General features: G+C 38.8%; 15 protein-coding genes. 5 read left to right on the top strand and 10 right to left on the bottom strand.

All coding sequences use genetic code 11. The annotated features are described in order from the left end of the window. The first annotated feature begins 45 nt into the window (after positions 1-45). Complete coding sequence (locus I6E85_RS04975) at positions 46-933, top strand: LysR family transcriptional regulator (protein ID WP_197236670.1); 888 nt, start codon at positions 46-48, stop codon at positions 931-933. On the opposite strand, the gene I6E85_RS04970 is transcribed toward I6E85_RS04975, so the two are convergent. Then, positions 913-1,428 carry a DUF2937 family protein gene (locus I6E85_RS04970; RefSeq protein WP_024590457.1) on the bottom strand — a complete coding sequence of 172 codons (516 nt, stop codon included), beginning with the start codon at positions 1,426-1,428 and terminating at the stop codon, positions 913-915. The two genes, I6E85_RS04975 and I6E85_RS04970, sit on opposite strands and share 21 nt — an antisense overlap. Positions 1,429-1,536: 108 nt before the next feature. On the opposite strand from I6E85_RS04970, the gene I6E85_RS04965 reads away from it, so the two are divergent. The 3 genes from I6E85_RS04965 to I6E85_RS04955 are packed head-to-tail and all read left to right on the top strand — an operon-like array spanning position 1,537 to position 6,224. Further along, positions 1,537-2,103, top strand: a complete 567-nt coding sequence (locus tag I6E85_RS04965; RefSeq protein ID WP_007585687.1) for an RNA polymerase sigma factor — start codon at positions 1,537-1,539, stop codon at positions 2,101-2,103. Continuing rightward, entirely contained in the window at positions 2,100-3,179 is a 1,080-nt protein-coding gene (locus I6E85_RS04960; RefSeq protein WP_007585689.1) for a FecR family protein, read from the top strand. The genes I6E85_RS04965 and I6E85_RS04960 overlap by 4 nt, the downstream gene beginning before the upstream one ends. 9 nt (positions 3,180-3,188) lie before the next feature. Next, positions 3,189-6,224, top strand: a complete 3,036-nt coding sequence (locus tag I6E85_RS04955) for a TonB-dependent siderophore receptor (protein WP_101163967.1) — start codon at positions 3,189-3,191, stop codon at positions 6,222-6,224. A 53-nt stretch (positions 6,225-6,277) separates the two neighbouring features. On the opposite strand, the gene I6E85_RS04950 is transcribed toward I6E85_RS04955, so the two are convergent. The 8 genes from I6E85_RS04950 to I6E85_RS04915 all read right to left on the bottom strand — a co-directional run bounded on the left by I6E85_RS04950 (position 6,278) and on the right by I6E85_RS04915 (position 14,126). Beyond that, positions 6,278-7,600, bottom strand: coding sequence for an IS4 family transposase (locus I6E85_RS04950; RefSeq protein WP_101162806.1), 1,323 nt, complete (start codon positions 7,598-7,600; stop codon positions 6,278-6,280). 134 nt (positions 7,601-7,734) lie between these two features. Beyond that, positions 7,735-8,130: a biopolymer transporter ExbD gene (locus I6E85_RS04945; protein WP_024590454.1), complete on the bottom strand. Its 396-nt coding sequence runs from the start codon at positions 8,128-8,130 to the stop codon at positions 7,735-7,737. Between the two features lie 314 nt (positions 8,131-8,444). Continuing rightward, positions 8,445-8,888, bottom strand: coding sequence for a PA2169 family four-helix-bundle protein (locus tag I6E85_RS04940; RefSeq protein ID WP_002961486.1), 444 nt, complete (start codon positions 8,886-8,888; stop codon positions 8,445-8,447). Positions 8,889-9,065: 177 nt separating this feature from the next. Further along, a complete protein-coding gene (locus I6E85_RS04935; RefSeq protein WP_002961484.1) occupies positions 9,066-10,004 on the bottom strand; it encodes a LysR family transcriptional regulator in 939 nt (312 codons plus the stop codon). Between the two features lie 19 nt (positions 10,005-10,023). Continuing rightward, the gene (gene aceK, locus I6E85_RS04930; protein WP_024590453.1) at positions 10,024-11,742 is read right to left on the bottom strand and encodes a bifunctional isocitrate dehydrogenase kinase/phosphatase; all 1,719 of its coding nucleotides are present in this window, start codon (positions 11,740-11,742) and stop codon (positions 10,024-10,026) included. A 103-nt stretch (positions 11,743-11,845) separates the two neighbouring features. Beyond that, positions 11,846-12,325 (bottom strand): DUF4124 domain-containing protein, encoded by a 480-nt coding sequence (locus tag I6E85_RS04925; RefSeq protein ID WP_024590452.1) that lies wholly within the window; start codon positions 12,323-12,325, stop codon positions 11,846-11,848. An 86-nt stretch (positions 12,326-12,411) separates the two neighbouring features. Beyond that, positions 12,412-13,908, bottom strand: coding sequence for a DUF3413 domain-containing protein (locus tag I6E85_RS04920; RefSeq protein WP_024590451.1), 1,497 nt, complete (start codon positions 13,906-13,908; stop codon positions 12,412-12,414). A gap of 5 nt (positions 13,909-13,913) precedes the next feature. Continuing rightward, entirely contained in the window at positions 13,914-14,126 is a 213-nt protein-coding gene (locus tag I6E85_RS04915; RefSeq protein WP_002961475.1) for a DUF1414 domain-containing protein, read from the bottom strand. A gap of 62 nt (positions 14,127-14,188) precedes the next feature. Between I6E85_RS04915 and yejK the strand changes: the two genes are divergently transcribed. After that, a complete protein-coding gene (yejK, locus tag I6E85_RS04910; RefSeq protein WP_024599121.1) occupies positions 14,189-15,205 on the top strand; it encodes a nucleoid-associated protein YejK in 1,017 nt (338 codons plus the stop codon). Positions 15,206-16,276: 1,071 nt separating this feature from the next. Here yejK and rne read toward each other — a convergent pair. Further along, positions 16,277-19,408: a ribonuclease E gene (gene rne / locus I6E85_RS04905; RefSeq protein WP_024590363.1), complete on the bottom strand. Its 3,132-nt coding sequence runs from the start codon at positions 19,406-19,408 to the stop codon at positions 16,277-16,279. Between the last annotated feature and the right edge of the window lie 191 nt (positions 19,409-19,599).

Below are 19,599 nucleotides of genomic sequence, written 5' to 3'. Positions count from 1 at the left end.
TCATTCGAAAATGTTAAACATTGAAAAGTGCACAATGGCATCTTTATGTATAATTTAAGCGACCTAGAAACATTTATAGCAGTAGTTGAAAATAAAGGGGTGCTTGCTGCTGCGCGCGAGCAGCGTTTATCGCCTGCAACGGTAAGCCATCGCTTAAGTAAATTAGAACGTGAGCTTGCAACAGTACTTGTTTTTAGAGATAGCCGACGAGTACGGTTATCTCCCGCAGGTGAAATATTTTATACGCGAGTTGGCGCTATAATGGAGGCGCTGCACGACGCTGAGCATAGTATTGGTGCGCGTAGTTCATCTGTGAGTGGTTTATTACGCGTGACTATGCCCCCTTGGATTTTTTCAAAATACGTAATGCCAAGACTTAATGAGTTAGAGCAGGCCTATCCTGAACTAAAACTTGATTTTTTAATTACTGATCATTTTGTAAATGTGGTTGATGACGCACAAGATGTGGCAATTCGTGTAGGACAATTAAATGATTCCGGTTTACTGTCACGAAAAATAGTAAACAACAAACGTATACTTTGCGCAGCTCCTAGCTACATAAAAAAATATGGCATGCCTAAAAGCTTAGCTCAATTGAGCGAACACTATTGGGTTTGCCTGCCGTGGCAGCGCCAATTAAAGCTTTTTGATGAACAAGGTAAAACACATACTTTTAATGCAAGAACACGCTTTACTATTTCTAATTCCGATAATATGACTCAAGCAGCCATTGCAGGTCATGGCATTGCAATTAAATCAATGATAGCTATTCATGAAGATATTAAAAATGGCATTTTAGTTAAAGTTATGCCCGGTGTCATGGCACAAGATGATGCACCAGTTTGGTTTTTGCGTCCGCAAAATAGCTTAACTACCCGCAAAACCGATGTATTTTATGACTTTATGAAATCACTATTTTTGAGCTGCGAATAAGCGTTTAAATGAGCGTTTTACTCCAGTTAAAAACAAATAACCAGTAAGTTCGGCAAGTAAGGCAACTATAATAGCTGCAACAATGGCGGCTATAATAGAGTCTTTTTTTAAAATGATTTGACCTTCGAAGCGTTGCCACACTTGTTGCTTTACATCACTCATGCCACTGATCATAGTAAAAATATATGGAGATTGCGCAAACCTATTTACAGCGATTTGTAAGTCTTGTTGTCGTGTGTAAAGTGTACTGATATTACTTGCACCTTTATTCACAATCCCATCATCAATATTTTTATAGTGTTTAATTAGCTTATTTAAATCATTATTAAAATACTTAGCTGCATCGCTTTTAAAAGGCGCAATAGCATTATTAGCTTCAATTAATTGGGCTGATAATGCTTGGCCAAAATCGCTTACAAATGCAGGAATTTGCACTCCAAGTAGTAAACCGAATGCAAAGAAACTAAGCCGGATGTAATCTAAAAATTTACTCATTTATCTTTCTATCCATTTAAATAACCCAGAATTAACATTTGAGCTTGTTTTTATATCAAAAACTCGTAACCTGTCGGTAATAAAAATAACAACAGGTGGATGTTAAGGATGACGAAAAAAGTAAAATTCACGTCAACATTTGTTGATATATCTAAACAGCTCAAACGTTTTGTATCGCGCATTGTTCAACCCGACGATGTAGAAGATATTGTGCAAGAAACCTTTGTAAAAAGCTACGAAGCTGATTTAAAGCAAGATATACAGTTTACCCGCAGTTACATGCTTAAAACAGCAAAACACTTAGCACTTAACCATATAGCTAAGTGGGACAACAAATTTAATGATTCGTTAGAAAACGATAACGAATTACCGGTATTACTCAAATCAATGAAGCTTGAGGATGAATACACATCTAAAGAGCGCTTTTTACTTTTTTGTAGAGCTACTGAGCAACTAAGCTCATCGATTCGTAAATGCTTTATATTAAAAAAAGTTTACGGCATGAGCCAAAAAGAGATCGCAGACCAAATGCAGTTAAGCCAAAGCACTGTTGAAAAACACATTGCCAAAGGGTTGTTACAAACCATGTCGTACATGCGTGAACATGAGCAAAGCCCTCAAACAAACCCTAAAGCTCAAGCACACCCTATCTCAGTTAAGAGGGTCGCAGAATGAGTAATGTTCATCAATTTAATTCAAAAGATTTAATTTTAGAAAAGTCATGTGATTGGATAAGCGCGATTGATCGTGGTTTAACTGATGATGAAAAAGAGCAATTTAAATTATGGATGATGCAAAGCATCGCCCATCAAGACTCTATATACGAGCTTGCTCAGCTTTGGGATGAGCTTTCGGTATTAAATGAATTAAGTCATTTATTTCCTCAGCGTAACAATACTAAAGCATCAAAAAATAAGTGGATGTTTTCTTACTCAATTGCAGCGAGTTTATTTGCAGCACTAATGGTATGCAGCTACTTATTAATTAATTTAGAAAATGGCTATAACCAAGAGCTTGCAAAAGTTAATTACACTAAAATTTACAAAACAAAAGTAGGCGAGCAAGCAACGTATGTGTTGCCAGATGGCACCATAGTGCAGCTTAATACTAATAGCTTGCTAGAAGTTGCTTATAGCAAAGGCCGCAGGCAGTTATTACTTAGTCGTGGAGAAGGGCGTTTTAATGTAGCAAAAGATGCCACGCGTCCGTTTAGTGTTATGGCCGGCGACAAAAGCTTTACCGCACTCGGTACCGTGTTTAATGTACAGCGTAATACCTCATCAGATTTAGAGCTTGTTGTTACCGAAGGCAAAGTGATGATCACCGACCCTAGTGTAGCGGTTGATGCAAATGACTTTAAAGATTATCAGCTTGCAGATAACAGCACGCAAAAAATTCGTCAAATTAATGCCAATATTGTTACCTCAGGCGAAAAAGTAATTATAGAGCAGAGTGTTACAAAGCCAATTACCCAGCTTTCAATGAACGACGTACAACGCGATTTGGCATGGCAAAATGGCATGCTTATTTTTAATGGAGAAGAGCTAAGCGATGCTTTAAATGAAGTAAGTCGCTATACCGCCACACGTTTTGAGCTTTCATCAGCCGAGCTTGCCAGTATTAAAGTAGCTGGGGTATTTAAAGCGGGTGACGTTGAAGGTTTACTTGAGAGTTTACAAACTAATTTTTCGATTGATCATGAGCGTTTAGGTGAGCATGTAGTAACGCTAAAACACCATACAGAATCATAAGTAGACGTTATGCAAATCAAACTAATGTTAGATAAAGTTGCATCAATAAAGATTGAACGTAAAAAAAACATTAAAAAAAAGAAACAAAACCATAGAGGATTTTTGTTTGTCAGCTGTTTATATAAGTTGCGCAGTAACCAAACGCATTTATTGAGTGGATTTAGTGTGCTTGTACCGGCTATTTTTAGCTTGAGTGTGCAAGCAGCAACTCAAACCACTGGGCAAATGGTGCAATTTGATATAAAAGCGCAGCGAGCAGACAAAGCCTTAATTGAATATGCTAAACAAACAGAGCAAACCGTGGTGTTTTCTTATGAGTTGGCAAAGCAGTATGACGCAAATTCAGTTTATGGATTTTACACTCAGCTAGATGCTCTAGAGGCATTATTAGGTGGGACTGAGCTCGATGCGGTTGTTGATCAAAATGGTTTACTGAGTATAAAACTCAAACAAATCAACAGGAATGATAACAACATGATGAAGCTTTCAGCGGTCAGTGCAGCAGTATTACCAGCTTTACTTGCAGTAAATTCGCAAGGTGTAAACGCAGCAGAAGAAGTCGCTCAAGAAAAAATTGAAAAAATTGCTATTGTCGGTAGCCGTGTAGCAGGACGTTCAGTTGAAGATTTACCCGTTCCAGTAGATATCTTAAGTGCAGAAGCGCTTGAAAATACAGGCCAAACAGAAGTTGGTCGTATGCTACAGTCTATCGCCCCTTCATTTAACTTTTCAAGCTCTGCAATTAGTGACGGTACTGATGCTTTAAGACCTGCGACACTTCGCGGTTTGGGCCCCGATCAAACATTGGTTTTAATTAACGGCAAACGTCGTCACCAAGCAAGTATTATTCATATTAATGGCTCTGTTGGGCGTGGTACCGCAGGTACTGACATGAATGCAATTCCAGCCTCTGCAATTAAACGCATTGAAGTATTACGTGATGGCGCTGCTGCTCAGTATGGTTCTGATGCAATTGCAGGTGTTATTAATATTGTGCTTAAAGATGGTAGCGAAGGTGGCAAAGCGGCTATTAACTACGGTCAATATTCTGAAGGCGATGGCGAAACCATTAACCTTGATTTTAATAAAGGCTTTGCGCTAGGTGATGACGGTTATTTAAATACAACGATTAATTACCGTGACCGTGCACCGACTAACCGTGCAGGTTTACATGGCTCTTGTCAGTTTTATGGTTGTACAGAACTAAGTGACGGCACTTTACTTGCTGGCGATCCGCGTGAGCTGACAGCCGATCGTGATACATTCAGAATTGGTGATGCTGATTCTCAGCAGTTTGGTTTAACAATTAATACCGGTTACGAGTTAGGTGATGGCGAGCTTTACGGCTTTATTACTTACTCAACACGTGAAAATGAGTCGGCTGCATTTTTCCGTCATAATGCAAATGCAGGTGGTAACCCAGTACTACAAGATAATGATGCGACGATTCCGCTAGGTTTCTTACCAAAAATTAATACAACTATCGACGATATCTCGTACAACTTTGGTTATAAAACTGAGTTTGATAACGATGCAAGCCTTGATTTATCATACACCTATGGTGAAAACAGCATTGATTACACGACAAGTGACACTATCAATGCCTCATACGCTAACTTTTTACGTTATGACCAAGGTTTAAGTGCTGCTGATATTCGTACAACAATCCCACGTGAAGCGTACGCTTACGGCATGGAATTATCACTGCAAACAATCAATATTGATTTTACGCAAAACTTTGATGATTATTCTTTAGCAATGGGCGCTGAAATCCGTACTGACGAATATCGCATTTTAGAAGGTAATGAGTACGCATACCGCGATTACGATACAACCAACGGTGTAAGTATTTACAACGGCTTAAGTGGTGGTGTTGGTTCTGAAAATGCATCAGGTGGTTCACAAGGTTTTGGTGGTTCAGCTCCTGCGTCATCAGTTGATGAATCGCGTGATGTAATTTCATTTTACATAGATGCAGAAGCTTATGTGATTGAAGATGTAATTTTATCGGGTGCACTTCGCTACGATAACTACAAAGGCTTCGGTGATACAGTAAACTTTAAGCTTGCTGGTAACTGGTCTGTAACCGACGATATTTCACTACGTGGTGCATTAAGCTCAGGTTTTAGAGCGCCTTCTATGCAACAGCTTTACTTTAATAACGTAAGTACGCAATTTGTTGTTGGTACTAATGGTAATTTAGTTGCAGAAGAGGTTGGTACATTTAGAAATGATTCAACACTTGCGCAAAGCTTAGGTATTCCAAAGCTTAAAGAAGAAAAATCACAAAACCGTAGTTTAGGTATTGTATATAACGTTACAGATAATATTAATGTAACCGTTGATTACTACTCAATTGATATTGACGACCGTATTGTAATTAGTGACCGCTTAGGTAAAGGTTTATCTACAAGCCTTGATGCTGCACTAAATAGTGCGGGTGCTGGCGTAGGTCAGTTCTTCTTAAATGGTGCTGATACAGAAACTCGTGGTGTTGATTTTGTAGCAACGTGGAACACTGAAGGTTTAGGCGGCACGCTTGATTTTACACTTGCAGCTAACTTTACTAAAACAGATGTTGTATCGTTATTTTCGCCTGCTGGCTCAAGCCTTGAGACAGTAAACGTAGAAGATATATTTTCAGCTGAAGACATCTCTATTATTGAAGAGTGGCAACCAGAGGATCGTATTAACTTAAGTGCACTTTATCAACGTGATGATTGGACAGTTAACCTGTCACTTAATCGCTTTGGTGAGTACACAGTAGAAGATGGTGGTCGTCAAACGTATGGCGCAGAAATTTTAACTGACGTTAAAGTTAACTACTTCGTTACTGAAGATTTGTCGGTAAACATTGGTGCAAATAACTTGTTCGATGTTTACCCAGATAAAAATGAAATAGGTAACTCTCGCTCAGGTACTATTGTGGATGCTAGTGGCAACACAGTAATAAGTAGCTCAGGTGTGTTTGACTACTCACGTCGTTCTGCTCCATTTGGATTTAACGGTGCTTACTACTACATAGGCGCAGAATACCGTTTTTAATTAATAACCTCCCTTTCGTTATTTAACTCAAAGGGCCGTAAGGCTAATGCCAGTCAGTTAAGCTGACTGGCATTTTTCTTTTTATGGGGATACTTAGATGGTTTTGGCTTAACCCATCGGGGGTATCTTCTATCCTCTCGTCTAGCTGGAAGCTTAAATAAGACCAGTGTATTGAGTAAGTGCTGCCAGTGTATTGGAATGTTCCCTGGACTCATTATAGATACTGACGAGAAATACTGAATGACAGCCATCGAACTGCTAGAGAAACTAAGCTGGTTAGGCCATATCCCTGTAACTGTCGCCGCCATCGTCATTATTCTTCGTATTAAATTATAGGCGAGTAACACGCCCCATAGCTCCTGACGCACCATGTCTGGACGCTTGCTTCTTAAATGGTATGCGCTATCAAGCATGGTTTGTTTGATTTCTCTAAACCCAAGTTCTATCTCCCAACGATGACAATATAATTCAACAATTTCATTACCTGGATAACGCAATCTATCCGTCATCGAGGTTAATATACGGTAGCTTTTGCCCTTTATTGTTTTACTGATTAATCTCGCTTTAATCGTTTCAGGAACATCGGGAAAGTTTTTTTGTGCATGCTTTGTTGTTTTCAATTCAATGATATGGTCATTTTTACCCGCGCTGGAGATGATTTCATACTGTAAGTCGGGCCTTGCTGGTATCAGCCAGTGCCTCATCTTCCCAGTTTGGTGCCAACGATTTAACAGGCCTAAAGAATAATATCCTTTATCAAACATAGTCAGTGAATTATCTGGTGTACGTTCAATTAAACGCTCAGCTAATTTCATCTCGTTGGTTTTATAGTTATCAAACTCGCTACTGAGCAGTTGATGGCTGGTCAATTCCATATGACAGACCATGCGTATTTGAGGAAAGGCTGTATCACCGTATTGGTTGCTACCAGAAGAGAAGGCTTTACGATTATCAGGCGTGTCGGCTGTTCGCCACACAACACCGTCAACAGCTAATAGGTTCAAGCCATTCCATGTTTCGAATGACTGTTGCTTATACATTGATTGAGCAGATTTATTGAAAACGTGTTTAACGGAATCATCACCTAACCTTTGTCTCGCTTGTACCATCGCACTTGGAGCAACGAGTTGGTTCTTGCCAGGTAACATGATATCTAGCTTATTAGCGATATTCCAAACCGATTCTTTTCGAAACAATGCCATGCCAATAACTGACCACAAAACGGCCTCAAGCGGTAACCTTCGCTTACGAACGGTTGCAATCCCAGCTTGTTGAAAACCTTGTTCAATGATTTCAGGGTCAAGAATTTCTGATAATTTTTCAAAGGTATGGTATCGGCTGCTTTCTTCAAGTGTTGCTTGCAGTGCTTGTTCTATATTCACAAAAAAATCCGTAGTTAGTTTCCTAACTACGGATTTTGCATGATCGTTTGGATCGGTCAATCGGTCATTTTCTTAACTGATCGGCATTAGGCCGTAAGGCCCTTTTTTTGGTTTTATATTGGGCTGTTTTATTTAGAAATCAAACTTATTGAATAATCATCGTATTGCTTAATATTATTCATTACACTCATTAAAGTATTATGTGTACTGTTTTCGTCTGCGGTTATAAGTACCGAACTTATTTCATATTTAGCCGCGAACATCGCTAAATTAGTCGCAACTTGCTCTAAATCAATTAACCTCCCCGAAAAATATATTCCGTTACTTTCATCAATTCTAAATAAAGCATTTTTAACAGGCTTATCTATTTGAGGGCTGTCGAGTGGTCGGTTTAATTCAATAGCCACAGGTTTTACAAAAGATGTAGTTACAATAAAGAAAATTAGTAAAATGAACACTATGTCTAACATCGGGGTCATATCTACATCAGCATTATTTTGTAGTTTGGTTAGTTTGTTTTTTATATTGGACCTTACTTTTAATTAAATGCTGCGGCGCCACAGCAAGGTTTTAGGTACATATTAACAAAATTAGCACAGCAAAAATAAAGCGTGGTTAAATAAATATTCTAATAACATTAAATATTTGTATTAATTATGTATTTAAAATGTGGTGAAATAAGGTGGTGTTTATACCGTTCTGCTTATATATGGGGTCTATTTAGTATCGTTATAATGTAATGCAATTTGTTAAATTGCTTAAAAAACTATGTAGATTGGTATTAGAGGCAATAAAAAACCCAGCTCGAGGCTGGGTTCTAGTTATGCACTATGTCAGCTTAATGCTTTTGCATACGGCTCATTTCTGCATGGCAGCTTTGCATTGTTAATAATGTTTTAGCCAGTGCAGCTTCGCAGTCAGCTGGTTGCGGTTTATCCATTGCTGCTTTAATTTCTTCAAGGGTTTTATCTTCTACCTCTTCAAGCTCTTTTACATACGTGCTGTCGTTGTGTGAGGTGAAAGTAGTCAATAGGGCTGTGTACGCACGTCGTGCTTCAACTGCGAAAGATGAGCCATCTTCGCGTTCGCCTTTTTCATTAATTGCATATGGCTGCAAGCGCTCAACACTCACTTTTCGGGCATCTATCATACGCTGAAAAAGTGCACCAATAGCAGGGTCTTCAACTTTTTCCTGTGCTTTTTGATAAAAATCGATGCCGCTGTTCATAACTTGAATGATGTCAGTAATATGATTTACTTCTGATCCTTGATGGGTGTTCATAATGACCTCTTTAATTAAATGAATGTATAGTTCAATTTAATAAAAGCAATGTATGTTCCACGTTTCAATGGTTGTGTAGTTATTTGATTTTATTGGTTTAATTTTGTTTCAGTAAGATGCTAAGTTAACAGGCAAAAAATTAACCTAGCAATTTTTACATTATATTGTGTAATAAAGTTATTTTAGCTCTTCAGCTACTTCAGCTACTTTTTGACGTAACCAAATGTGACTCGCATCGCGATGTAACAGTGGGCTCCAAATCATATCAAGCTCAAAAGGAGGGATTGGAAATGGTGGCTCTAAAATTTTAAGCCCCGGATCATCTAAATATATATTTGCGGCTTTTGAAGGAAGGGTCGCAATTAAATTTTTCTCTTTAGCTAAATGAATTGCCACATGGTAGTTACGCGTAAAAGTGGCAATATTACGATGCTTACCAAAGTGCGCAAGTGCTTCGTCAACCCAGCCAAGTTTTTGCACATCTTTAGGGTCCATGCCTACACCTACACCAAAACCTGTTTTGCTTACCCATATATGGCGCGCTTTTAAATAGCTGTCGAGACTAAAGTTTTCAATTATAGGATTATCGGCTTTTACTAAGCAGCAAAAACTATCTTTCCAAATACGTTTATGATGAAAAGACTGCGGTAAGTTTTCAAAACGGTTGATTGCCATATCTACTTTACCGTTTTCTACATCATGAAAGGTGACATCACTTGGTGTGAGTATATCTAAAGTAGTATCGGGGGCTTCTTCGTGCAATTTACTTAAAAGCTTTGGTGCTAATGTACTTGCAGCGTAATCACTGGCCATTATTCTAAACACACGCTTACTCTGGCTTGCCTCAAATTCTCGATTAGGAGCTAGAGTTTCTTCAAGGGTCATTAATATGCCACGAATAACGGGTTGTAACTCCAAAGCACGCTCGGTAGGCACCATACCATCGCTGGTACGAACTAAAATAGGGTCGTTAAATAAGTTACGAAGACGTTTAAGGCCATTACTCATTGCAGGTTGAGTTATACTCAATTGATTAGCAGCGCGTGTTACGTTGCATTCTCGAAGCAATGTATCGAGGTAAACGAGTAAATTTAAATCTATTTTACTTATATTCATTGTGTGTGTCCTTTAGCGCTTACCAGTGGTGAATAAAGCGCTGTGCTGTCGGGTATGGGTAAATATGACTTACCTGACCATTTTTTATATTTTGTTGTGCCTGCTTCCAAAAGCTAACATCTATAAGCTCAGGATGAGTGCTGAGTAAAAACTTCTTATACATAGGGTTTGGCATTACAAATGTACAAAGTTGCTCAGGAAATACGTCCTGTGGTGCAACAGAGTAACTTTGTTCATCCATTAAATAGTCGTCATAGCTCTTTGCTTTTGGTAATGCTCTAAAGTTCATATCGGTTAGATATTGAACTTCATCGTAATCGTAAAAAATAATACGTTTGTGCTTACTTACACCAAAGTTTTTTAAGAGCATATCACCAGGGAATATATTAACAGCAATCATTTCTTTTAGGGCTTGCCCATATTCTTCAATCGCGTCGGCGACACTTTCTTCATCAGCATTTTCTAAAAACAAGTTAAGAGGTGTCATTCGCCGTTCAATATACAAATGCTTGATGATCAACCAATCGCCCTCAATTACCATTGATGAGCCAATTGTTTTATGTAATTGCGCAAGTAAATTACTATCAAAACGCGCCAAAGGAAATACGACGTTAGAATACTCTATGGTATCGGCCATTCTCCCAACGCGATCATGGTTTTTTACCAGTTGATAGCGCTTTAATACGGTATCACGGCCGAAGGGTTTACTCTCACCAAATTTGTCTTTTATTACTTTAAAAACATAACCAAATGAGGGGAGAGTAAATACCATCATCACCATACCGGGAGTCCCCGGTGCAATTGTAAACTCATCACTAGAGTGAGATAAGTGATTTAAAAACTCTCGGTAAAACTCAGTTTTCCCCTGCTTATGAAAACCCACTGCGTTATAGAGCTCAGCAAGTGTTTTGTTTGGCATAAGTTGATTTAAAAACCGGACAAGTGCTGACGGTGCGTGAGTTTCTACCATAAAATAAGCGCGGGCAAAGCCAAAAATAACACGCATTTGAGATGACTTAGTTAAAAGTGCGTCTAAATATAATCCGTTATCTTCATCGTGTAATACAGCGATTATAAAGGGCTGAACCCCACTTTTTGAAACAACACGACCAACAATATAGGCTGCTTTATTTCGATAAAAAGGCGTGTGTAAAATATCAAAGCGCATTTGCCAAGGTTGGTGATGTGTATCGGGGGCTTGTTTATAAAAAGCTTTAACAAGGAGGCGAATATCACGCTCTAAATTTACAAATGGGGCCTTAAAATCAAAATGACTAATAATGCGTTTTATTGTTGGTTTGAGGCCATCAACTACTGGAAAGTATGTTCTATATTCGGCCTCAACAGGCACTGAAGGAGCATCTTTTAAGGTTGCTTCTACAAATATAAAGTCATTATGAAAATAGCGCCTATGGTACAGCCGGCAAAATACAGAGTTATAAAAAGTTTCGGCGAGCTCTGCTTGGGGATGAAAACATAAAAAATGCTGATATATCTTTTTAACTTCAAGCCATATGCTTTCATCGAGTTGTTCGGTTGGGGTTTCTTTTTTTAGCGCTTGCGTGGTTTCGTTAACACGATCATCATAATAGCTGATACGCAAACGGCTGATATCATTAATTGCTTGCCAATCTTTTTTTGCAAAGGCAAGAGGGGCTTTGGCTGTTGTTTTTTGAAATAACTGATAGTGCCTTTTAAAACCCGTTAAAATTAATTCAGCAATATGGCGAGGTTGCATTTGCACTCCTTAAAAGTCCCTAGAGTTTATACTCTATTGTGTTAAGGGTATGTTATTTTAAGTTTAAAACCAAGATAAATGTTACTTACTAACTAAGAGTAACTTATTGGAATTGAGCTATCTTTTTTTCGAGAATTTTAATTTGTTTAGTCACAGCCGATACGTTTTTCTTATATGTTTTATTGATTATTTTTAGTTTCTTAGTAATGTCTTTAGTAATACGCTTTTTATCATCAATGGCTAAGATATGATTTAACCGCTCTTGTTGTTTGTATTCAGCACGCTCTTTATTACGATCAAGTATTGTTAGTTTATGGTTATTACTGCGAAGCTCTGCCTCTAAGCCAGATAGAAGCCTTTCACGCTCAAGTTCGTTTAGTTGTTTAGTGTAGTCAACCTTAGGACCAGAATACTGATTACCCGTTGTGTTAACTTTATAAGTCGTTGCTTCGTCGTCACAGGGGAGTTGAGAAAAGACAGTGCCTTTTTCTGTTACACATTTGTAGTAAGTGGTATCGCTAAAGCTAAAAAAACTGATAAGTAAAAAGCTAGAATGGAGAATATAACGAGAAGTTTTAAACATACATGTCATCCTTGGTTTTTATATCTAACAACAATATAAAACTATAACCTAGCTTGGTGGTATATCAAGCTAGGTTAGGATAACTGTTATTGGGTAAAGGTTTTGAGCTTTTTAATACTCTGTACTAAAAATGGTATATCTAAACCTTGTTCAATAGAAAAACCTTCAGCGGCGGAAATGTTTTTAAAGTTACCATCTGAATCTATTAAGGTAATCCTATCTTTTTTATAGGCTATAACAACACCCTGAGAGTAGTTCACGCCCATATCGTCTTTTTTCTTGTATAGATTAACGCCTAGCATTGTTTGCTTGGCAATAGCTTTGCAATTTAAATATTGCCCAACGCTTGTTGCAATTAAATCGCTAGGTTGAATTAGCCCATCTACTTTAGAAATACGTTTGTCAGAGCTGTATAAAGTTGAGGTGGTTACTACTTCTTGCTTGTTATTGGCAAGACTAAAAGCAAAAACCTGTGTTTCATCATCTCGAACAGTAGGGGTATCACTCGCTTTAATTACTCGAATAGCACTAGAGCTATGTGCTTGATCATTAATAAAGCTTAGTTCTTCAATGCCAGTTACTTCAATGCTACGGCGCTGACTTTGCCAAACTGGGAGTGTCTGCTCGGTTAAAATTGCTGCTTTATAAAAAGCGGGTAAACCATACACTAAGCTAAATAACGTATCGTCATGATTTGTTGGCTGTAAAAACTGCTCTGTTTTGTGCATGTTTTTATTCTCGGCAACAAACTTTTCGAGTTGTTGTTGGGTTTCAAATACAAATATATCTACATTGGCTTGTGTGTAGTCCTCGCATTTTTCAAGCGGGCTTGGCATTTGATAACTAATATTTTGGTTGTTAATTTTTACGTTGTGTGCTTGCTCGTAGCTTTCTATATCTAGCAGATCATTTTTAGCTAACAAGCTTTTAGCGGTAGTAGGGTATGAAAGTGGCAAAACATTATCTTGTTTTGTTACGTCAAAGTTTAAATTGGCGTCAGCCCAAATATGAATACTGTGGCTAAGCGAAAAACACACGATTAAGAAAGAAATTGCGTAACGTGCAAATTTATATTGCTTTAAACGCTCAAGGTGGTGCCATGTGTAATTACTGACAAGTAGCTGAAAGCCTAAAATAACAATAACAATCCCACTGGCTAAAATGGTTGTTAAAGCAGGAGAGCTTGTTAAACGATGCCACAACAATGAAATGATTTCAGGTAAGGCAGATATACTTAGGTGATAACCTAAATTAACATAAACATAAGCATCAAGAGTAAGCAATGAAGCACCTACAGTGGCTATAACAGCGGCCATGCCACGAATGTGCCGTGGGTAGGGAAATATTAAACTAAGCGGAAATACCGTCAGCACAAACGCTAAAAAGGCTATAAAACTAGTGTGGCTTAGCCAAGTAACTAGCATATAAGTAATGCCTAAAAAGCTTGTAGGTGGCGAGTCTGCAAATAAATAACTTAAGCTAATAAGTAGGGCTAAGCCGATATTGGCAAAGGTAAACCAATGCCCCCAACTTAGCAGCTGACTCGCTTTTGATGAAAATTGATTGTGCTGCGATAAATTCATAAATTTTACTTAACCGACTGCGCGAGCGCTTTTGCAAAGTTCTCGGTTACAGCTTGTCTTTTCCCTGTTGGTACATGCTCTTTTAAGATATGCGTGATAGAATTTCCTAAACACATAAGACTTAAATCAACCGGCGCATTGTGTTTAGTTAGCACATCAATAAGCTGATCGACGATTTGTTCTACTTCTTCATTAGAGTATTTTGATAAGATTGGCATTAGTTGGTTCAATAGAATAGTTATATTCTCGTATTTTAACACTAGAGGCGTGAAAAACAAAGATGACAACAGACGTTAAAAAATTAGTCGTTCATTATGTAGACAAAAAAGACGGCGATACGCAAATTCACCTTCGAAATGATGAGATGGTAATTAACGATAAAGTAGCCGTTTTTATCGAACAATTACATCATGCATACAATGGTAAGCCAGGTAAAGGTTACTGTGCTTTCAGTGGTGATAAAAACAGTGTTGTAGCATCTGCAATGCAAAGCTACCGTAACGATGAGCTAGGCTTTTGGCATATGACCGAGCAAGCCTCAACGGTTTTAAAAGAAGAACTTGATAAGTATGCATTTAGTGAAACAGGCTATTTAGTATTTTGTCATTATCAGTATGTTGCTACCGATTACATGTTAATTGCGATGATTAACATTAAAGAGCATTACTCTATGACGTCTGAGCTTGATTTAGCGGCTTCTCGCCATTTAGACATATCTCGCATGCAACTCGCTGCTCGTATCGATTTAACAGCGTGGGATACGCAAGCAGAAGATAATCGTTATATTTCGTTTATCAAAGGACGTGCGGGTCGTAAAGTTGCTGACTTTTTCTTAGACTTTTTAGGCTGTGAAGAGGGTATTGATTCAAAACAGCAAAGCCAAGTAATGCTTAGCGCAGTAGAGGATTATTTATCAGAGCAACAGTTTGATAAATCAGAAAAAGACGATTTACGTAAACAAGTATTTGATTACTGTAATGATTGCGTAACCACAGGCGAAGATGCAAGTGTGAGCGATCTATCTGCAACGCTTACAAAAGGCGATGACAGCCCGTTTGATAGTTTTTGCAAAGAGCAAAGCTATGACTTGGAAGAAACTTTCCCCGTTGATAAAAAAACAGTAACCAGTATGGTTAAGTTTTCAGGTCTTGGTGGTGGTGTAAGTGTAAGTTTTGAACGTAAACACTTAGGTGAGCGCGTAACGTACAACGAAGCAACCGATACACTAGTGATTAAAGGTATTCCGCCAAACTTAAAAGATCAGCTACAACGTTTTATGGAAAATGAAAAAGAGTAAACTCATTTGAGCGAGTTGAAAGTTGATTCAAGAGCGCGATATTTATATTGCGCTTTTTTTTACTGGTATCGAAATTCATTGAATCGGAACAGAGCCACTAAAATATCTATTGAACAAAGAGAAGTGAAAGAAGAGTAAGTGAGAAACACAAGCTAATCTTATTCACGGTGTTAAATTTCGGCTGTAGGCGTGAAGCTTGCTTACGCAAAAAGCACCGCTTCTGTTTACTTAATTTCTTTGCTAACAAAACCACTTAAAGATCTATTTCACAAAGAGAAGTGAAAGAGGAGTAAATGAGAAAAAACAAGCGATGGTTTATTAGCGGAGCTCTTTCAATTTAGCTTTATTGTTACCTCTAAAAGCGCAGCGTCTTTTAACCTCTTTGTGAACAAATCGCTTATTACGGACGTTACTCGTCACGACAATAAGTTGTGCTTCTACAGGTTAATTTGTACTGGATATTTAATTCCGGCTGTAGGCGTGAAGTTTGCTTACGCAAAAAGCACCGCTTCTGTTTATTTAATTTCTTTGCTAACAAAACCACTTAAAGATCTATTTCACAAAGAGAAGTGAAAGAGGAGTAAATGAGAAAACACAAGCGATGGTTTATTAGCGGAGCTTTTTCAATTTAGCTTTATTGTTACCTCTAAAAGCGCAGCGTCTTTTAACCTCTTTGTGAACAAATCGCTTATTACGGACGTTACTCGTCACGACAATAAGTTGTGCTTCTACAGGTTAATTTGTACTGGATATTTAATTCCGGCTGTAGGCGTGAAGCTTGCTTACGCAAGAAGCACCGCTTCTGTTTATTTAATTTCTTTGCTAACAAAACCACTTAAAGATCTATTTCACAAAGAGAAGTGAAAGAGGAGTAAATGAGAAAACACAAGCCATGCTTTATTAGCAAGACTTAGCCTTATTACTACCTCTAAAAGCGCAGCGTCTCTTAATCTCTTTGTGAATAAATCGCTTATTATGGGCGTGAAGAAACTTTAATAATTATTCAAAGTATGTAAACAAAAAAGCCCCGCTATTTATTAAATAGCGGGGCTTTTAAATAAGTGTTAGTAATTAATCAACACTCAATGTTTTAGTCATTGCAGAACTTGCACGACCAGCAGGTTTGATAGAACCCGCACGTAAACCACTGTCTGGTACTAGTTCACGTTTATCGTGAGCCATTGCTACAGATGTATGTTTTACTTCGCTATCAGCTACAGGAGTAGGCTGTGCCATTGGCGCACTTGCAGACCCTTGAGTAACCGCTGTTTTAACATGCGGTGCTTTAGTCACAACAGGAGTTTCAGTTTTTGCTGGAGCTTCAGTTACGACTGGCGTTTCAACTTTAGCTGGCTCTTCAGTTACTACTGGCGTTTCAACTTTAGCTGGCTCTTCAGTTGCTACTGGCGCTTCAACTTTAGCTGGCTCTTCAGTTACTACAGGAGTTTCAACTTTAGCTGGCTCTTCAGTTGCTACTGGAGTTTCAACTTTAGCTGGCTCTTCAGTTGCTACTGGAGTTTCAACTTTAGCTGGCTCTTCAGTTGCTACTGGAGTTTCAACTTTAGCTGGCTCTTCAGTTACTACAGGCGCTCCAACTTTAGCTGGCTCTTCTACAGCTTCAACTTTTGCTAAGTCTTCAACTGCAACGGCTTGTTCAATTTGCTGCGCTGCATCCACAGGTGTTTCTTCAGATTTAGCTTTAAGTTCTGCTTCATATTCTGCAGCAGCTTGATCAGCTACTGGAACAAATGCAGGGGCTTCGTCAGATTTAACTTCTGCTTCACCTTCAGGACGTCGACGACGTTGACCTGATGCACGAAGATGACGAGGAGAACGGCGTGAACGCGTACGTGTTTGCTCTTGCTCGTCTTCAGTAGTTGCTGCTTCATCGTTAGAATCAACAACGTCAACTTTCTCTTCTTTAATGTGAGCTGTTTTTTCTGCCGGAGCTTGTGTTTGCTTTTCTACAACAGGTGCTTGCTCTTGAACTTGTGGAGTGTCAGTAACTACCGCTTGTTCAGGTGTTTGCTCTGTTGAGTTAGCTTGCTCAGCGTTTTCATCTTGCAGACGTACTTTTTTACGTATGTTACGACGTTGACGGCGAACTTTAGGCTTTTGCTCTTTAGGCTCTACAGCTTGAGCTGGCTTAGAATCAGTTTCTACTTCTACTTCTGCTTTTACAGGGGCTTCAGTTTTAACTTGATCTTTTTCTTCGCTTTTATGCTCTGGGCGCTTACGAGAGTTAGGGTTACGACGACGCTTATTGCGGTTCTCGTTTCTCTCTTGAGTCTCGGTACTTGTTGCTGCTGAGTCTGTTTTAACTTCCTCTTCAGCTGCAGGGCGCTCATTGCGTGGTTTATTAGTGCGCGGGTTATTATTACGACGACGTTGGTTGTTATTACGACGACGATTATCGTTACCACGGCGAGCGTTATTACGCGCTTCTTGCTGCTCTTTTTCTACAGCTTCTTTTTTCTCTTCTACTGTTTCGCTTGCAAATAACGATTTAAACCATTTAGTGATTGCTTCAAACAAGCCACCTTCAGTTTTAGTCTCTGTTACTACAGGCTGAGCTACTGGTGTAGGCGCTGCTTGTGGAGCCGGTGTAGAAGGCATTACAACACCTTTTAGCATTGGCTCTTCACGTACTGGTGCACTTGGTGATTTTGACATCTCAAATGCTTCAGGTTCTGGCGCAACAACTTGTCCGTAACTTACCGTTTCAAGTGTTTCGTCTTTACGTAAACGCATAACTTCGTAATGTGGTGTTTCCATATGTTGATTAGGAATAATCACTACGTCACATTTGTGATGCTTTTCAATACGGTGAACACTTCGACGTTGCTCATTTAATAAATAAGCAGCAACGGCAACAGGCACTTGTGCATTTACTTGTGCTGTGTTGTCTTTAATTGCTTCTTCTTCAATTAAACGAAGAATAGAAAGCGCAATTGATTCGTTTGAACGAATAGTACCTTGGCCACTACAACGTGGACATGGGCCTTGGCTTGCTTCACCTAATGAAGGACGCAAACGCTGACGCGACATTTCAAGTAAACCAAAGCGTGAGATTTTACCAATTTGAACACGAGCACGATCTGGGCGAGCAGCATCTTTTAAACGATTCTCTACTTCACGTTGATGGCGTGGAGGCGTCATATCGATAAAGTCGATAACAATTAAACCACCTAAGTCACGAAGACGTAATTGACGTGCAATTTCATCGGCCGCTTCTAAGTTAGTATTAAGTGCTGTTTCTTCAATATCGCCGCCTTTAGTTGCTTTAGACGAGTTGATATCGATAGACGTTAGTGCTTCAGTTGGGTCAATTACAATTGAACCACCAGAAGGCAAGCGTACTTCACGCTGGAACGCAGACTCAATTTGGCTTTCAATTTGGTAATGCGTAAATAAAGGAGTGTCACCTTGATAAAGCTTAACACGGCTCATAAAGTCAGGACGAAAACGCTCAATGTGCGCTTTAGCTTCTTCAAAAACACGTGGTTTATCAATTAAAATTTCGCCAATATCACGACGTAAATAATCGCGTATCGCACGGAATATTACATTGCTTTCTTGGTGTATTAAAAATGGCGCTTTAGCACTATCGGCTGCTTGTCTAATTGCTTCCCAATGTACTAATAATGCTTTTAAATCGTAGTTTAATTCTTCAAACGATTTACCAACACCCGCTGTACGAACAATTAAGCCCATACCTTTAGGAAGTTCTAAACGACCCAATGCTTCTTTAAGTTCAGTACGTTCATCACCTTCAATGCGACGAGAAATACCGCCAGCACGAGGGTTGTTAGGCATAAGCACTAAGTAGCTACCAGCAACACTGATAAAAGTAGTTAACGCAGCGCCTTTTTGGCCACGCTCTTCTTTATCAACTTGTACTATAACTTCTTGACCTTCTTTTATTACGTCGCGGATGTTAGGGCGACCATGAAAAGTGTAACCTGCAGGGAAGTAAGTACGGGCAATTTCTTTTAAAGGAAGGAAACCATGGCGGTCAGCACCGTAATCAACAAATGCTGCTTCAAGAGATGGTTCAATGCGAGTGATTTTGCCTTTATAAATATTGGCTTTTTTCTGTTCGTGACCTGGGCTTTCGATATCTAAATCATAAAGGCGCTGGCCATCAACCAGTGCTACGCGCATTTCTTCTTGCTGCGTTGCATTGATTAGCATACGTTTCATATTGTTACTCTACTTATTTATGTCGCTGACATGACGATGTTTTTCTCGCCTGTTCAGTTGTCCCTATTTTTAGAATGTGCAGCCTCACGACTGGGTCTTTAACGGAACGGCTCTGTTTCTCGTATGCAGTATTTTAAATGCTGGCAAACAATAGCAATTATTATCGCTATTAAATTCTTAATGGTGCTAAA

Source organism: Pseudoalteromonas sp. NZS71, from assembly GCF_015864715.1.
Lineage (GTDB): Bacteria > Pseudomonadota > Gammaproteobacteria > Enterobacterales > Alteromonadaceae > Pseudoalteromonas > Pseudoalteromonas arctica.
Note: the sequence above shows the minus strand (reverse complement) of the source record. Positions and strands in the feature narration are given on the sequence as shown.

Coding starts and splice junctions, on each gene's coding strand:
- I6E85_RS04975 (WP_197236670.1), top strand. CDS start 46: ATGTATAATTTAAGCGACCTAGAAACATTTATAGCAGTAGTTGAAAAT.
- I6E85_RS04970 (WP_024590457.1), bottom strand. CDS start 1,428: ATGAGTAAATTTTTAGATTACATCCGGCTTAGTTTCTTTGCATTCGGT.
- I6E85_RS04965 (WP_007585687.1), top strand. CDS start 1,537: ATGACGAAAAAAGTAAAATTCACGTCAACATTTGTTGATATATCTAAA.
- I6E85_RS04960 (WP_007585689.1), top strand. CDS start 2,100: ATGAGTAATGTTCATCAATTTAATTCAAAAGATTTAATTTTAGAAAAG.
- I6E85_RS04955 (WP_101163967.1), top strand. CDS start 3,189: ATGCAAATCAAACTAATGTTAGATAAAGTTGCATCAATAAAGATTGAA.
- I6E85_RS04940 (WP_002961486.1), bottom strand. CDS start 8,888: ATGAACACCCATCAAGGATCAGAAGTAAATCATATTACTGACATCATT.
- I6E85_RS04935 (WP_002961484.1), bottom strand. CDS start 10,004: ATGAATATAAGTAAAATAGATTTAAATTTACTCGTTTACCTCGATACA.
- aceK (WP_024590453.1), bottom strand. CDS start 11,742: ATGCAACCTCGCCATATTGCTGAATTAATTTTAACGGGTTTTAAAAGG.
- I6E85_RS04925 (WP_024590452.1), bottom strand. CDS start 12,325: ATGTTTAAAACTTCTCGTTATATTCTCCATTCTAGCTTTTTACTTATC.
- I6E85_RS04920 (WP_024590451.1), bottom strand. CDS start 13,908: ATGAATTTATCGCAGCACAATCAATTTTCATCAAAAGCGAGTCAGCTG.
- I6E85_RS04915 (WP_002961475.1), bottom strand. CDS start 14,126: ATGCCAATCTTATCAAAATACTCTAATGAAGAAGTAGAACAAATCGTC.
- yejK (WP_024599121.1), top strand. CDS start 14,189: ATGACAACAGACGTTAAAAAATTAGTCGTTCATTATGTAGACAAAAAA.
- rne (WP_024590363.1), bottom strand. CDS start 19,408: ATGAAACGTATGCTAATCAATGCAACGCAGCAAGAAGAAATGCGCGTA.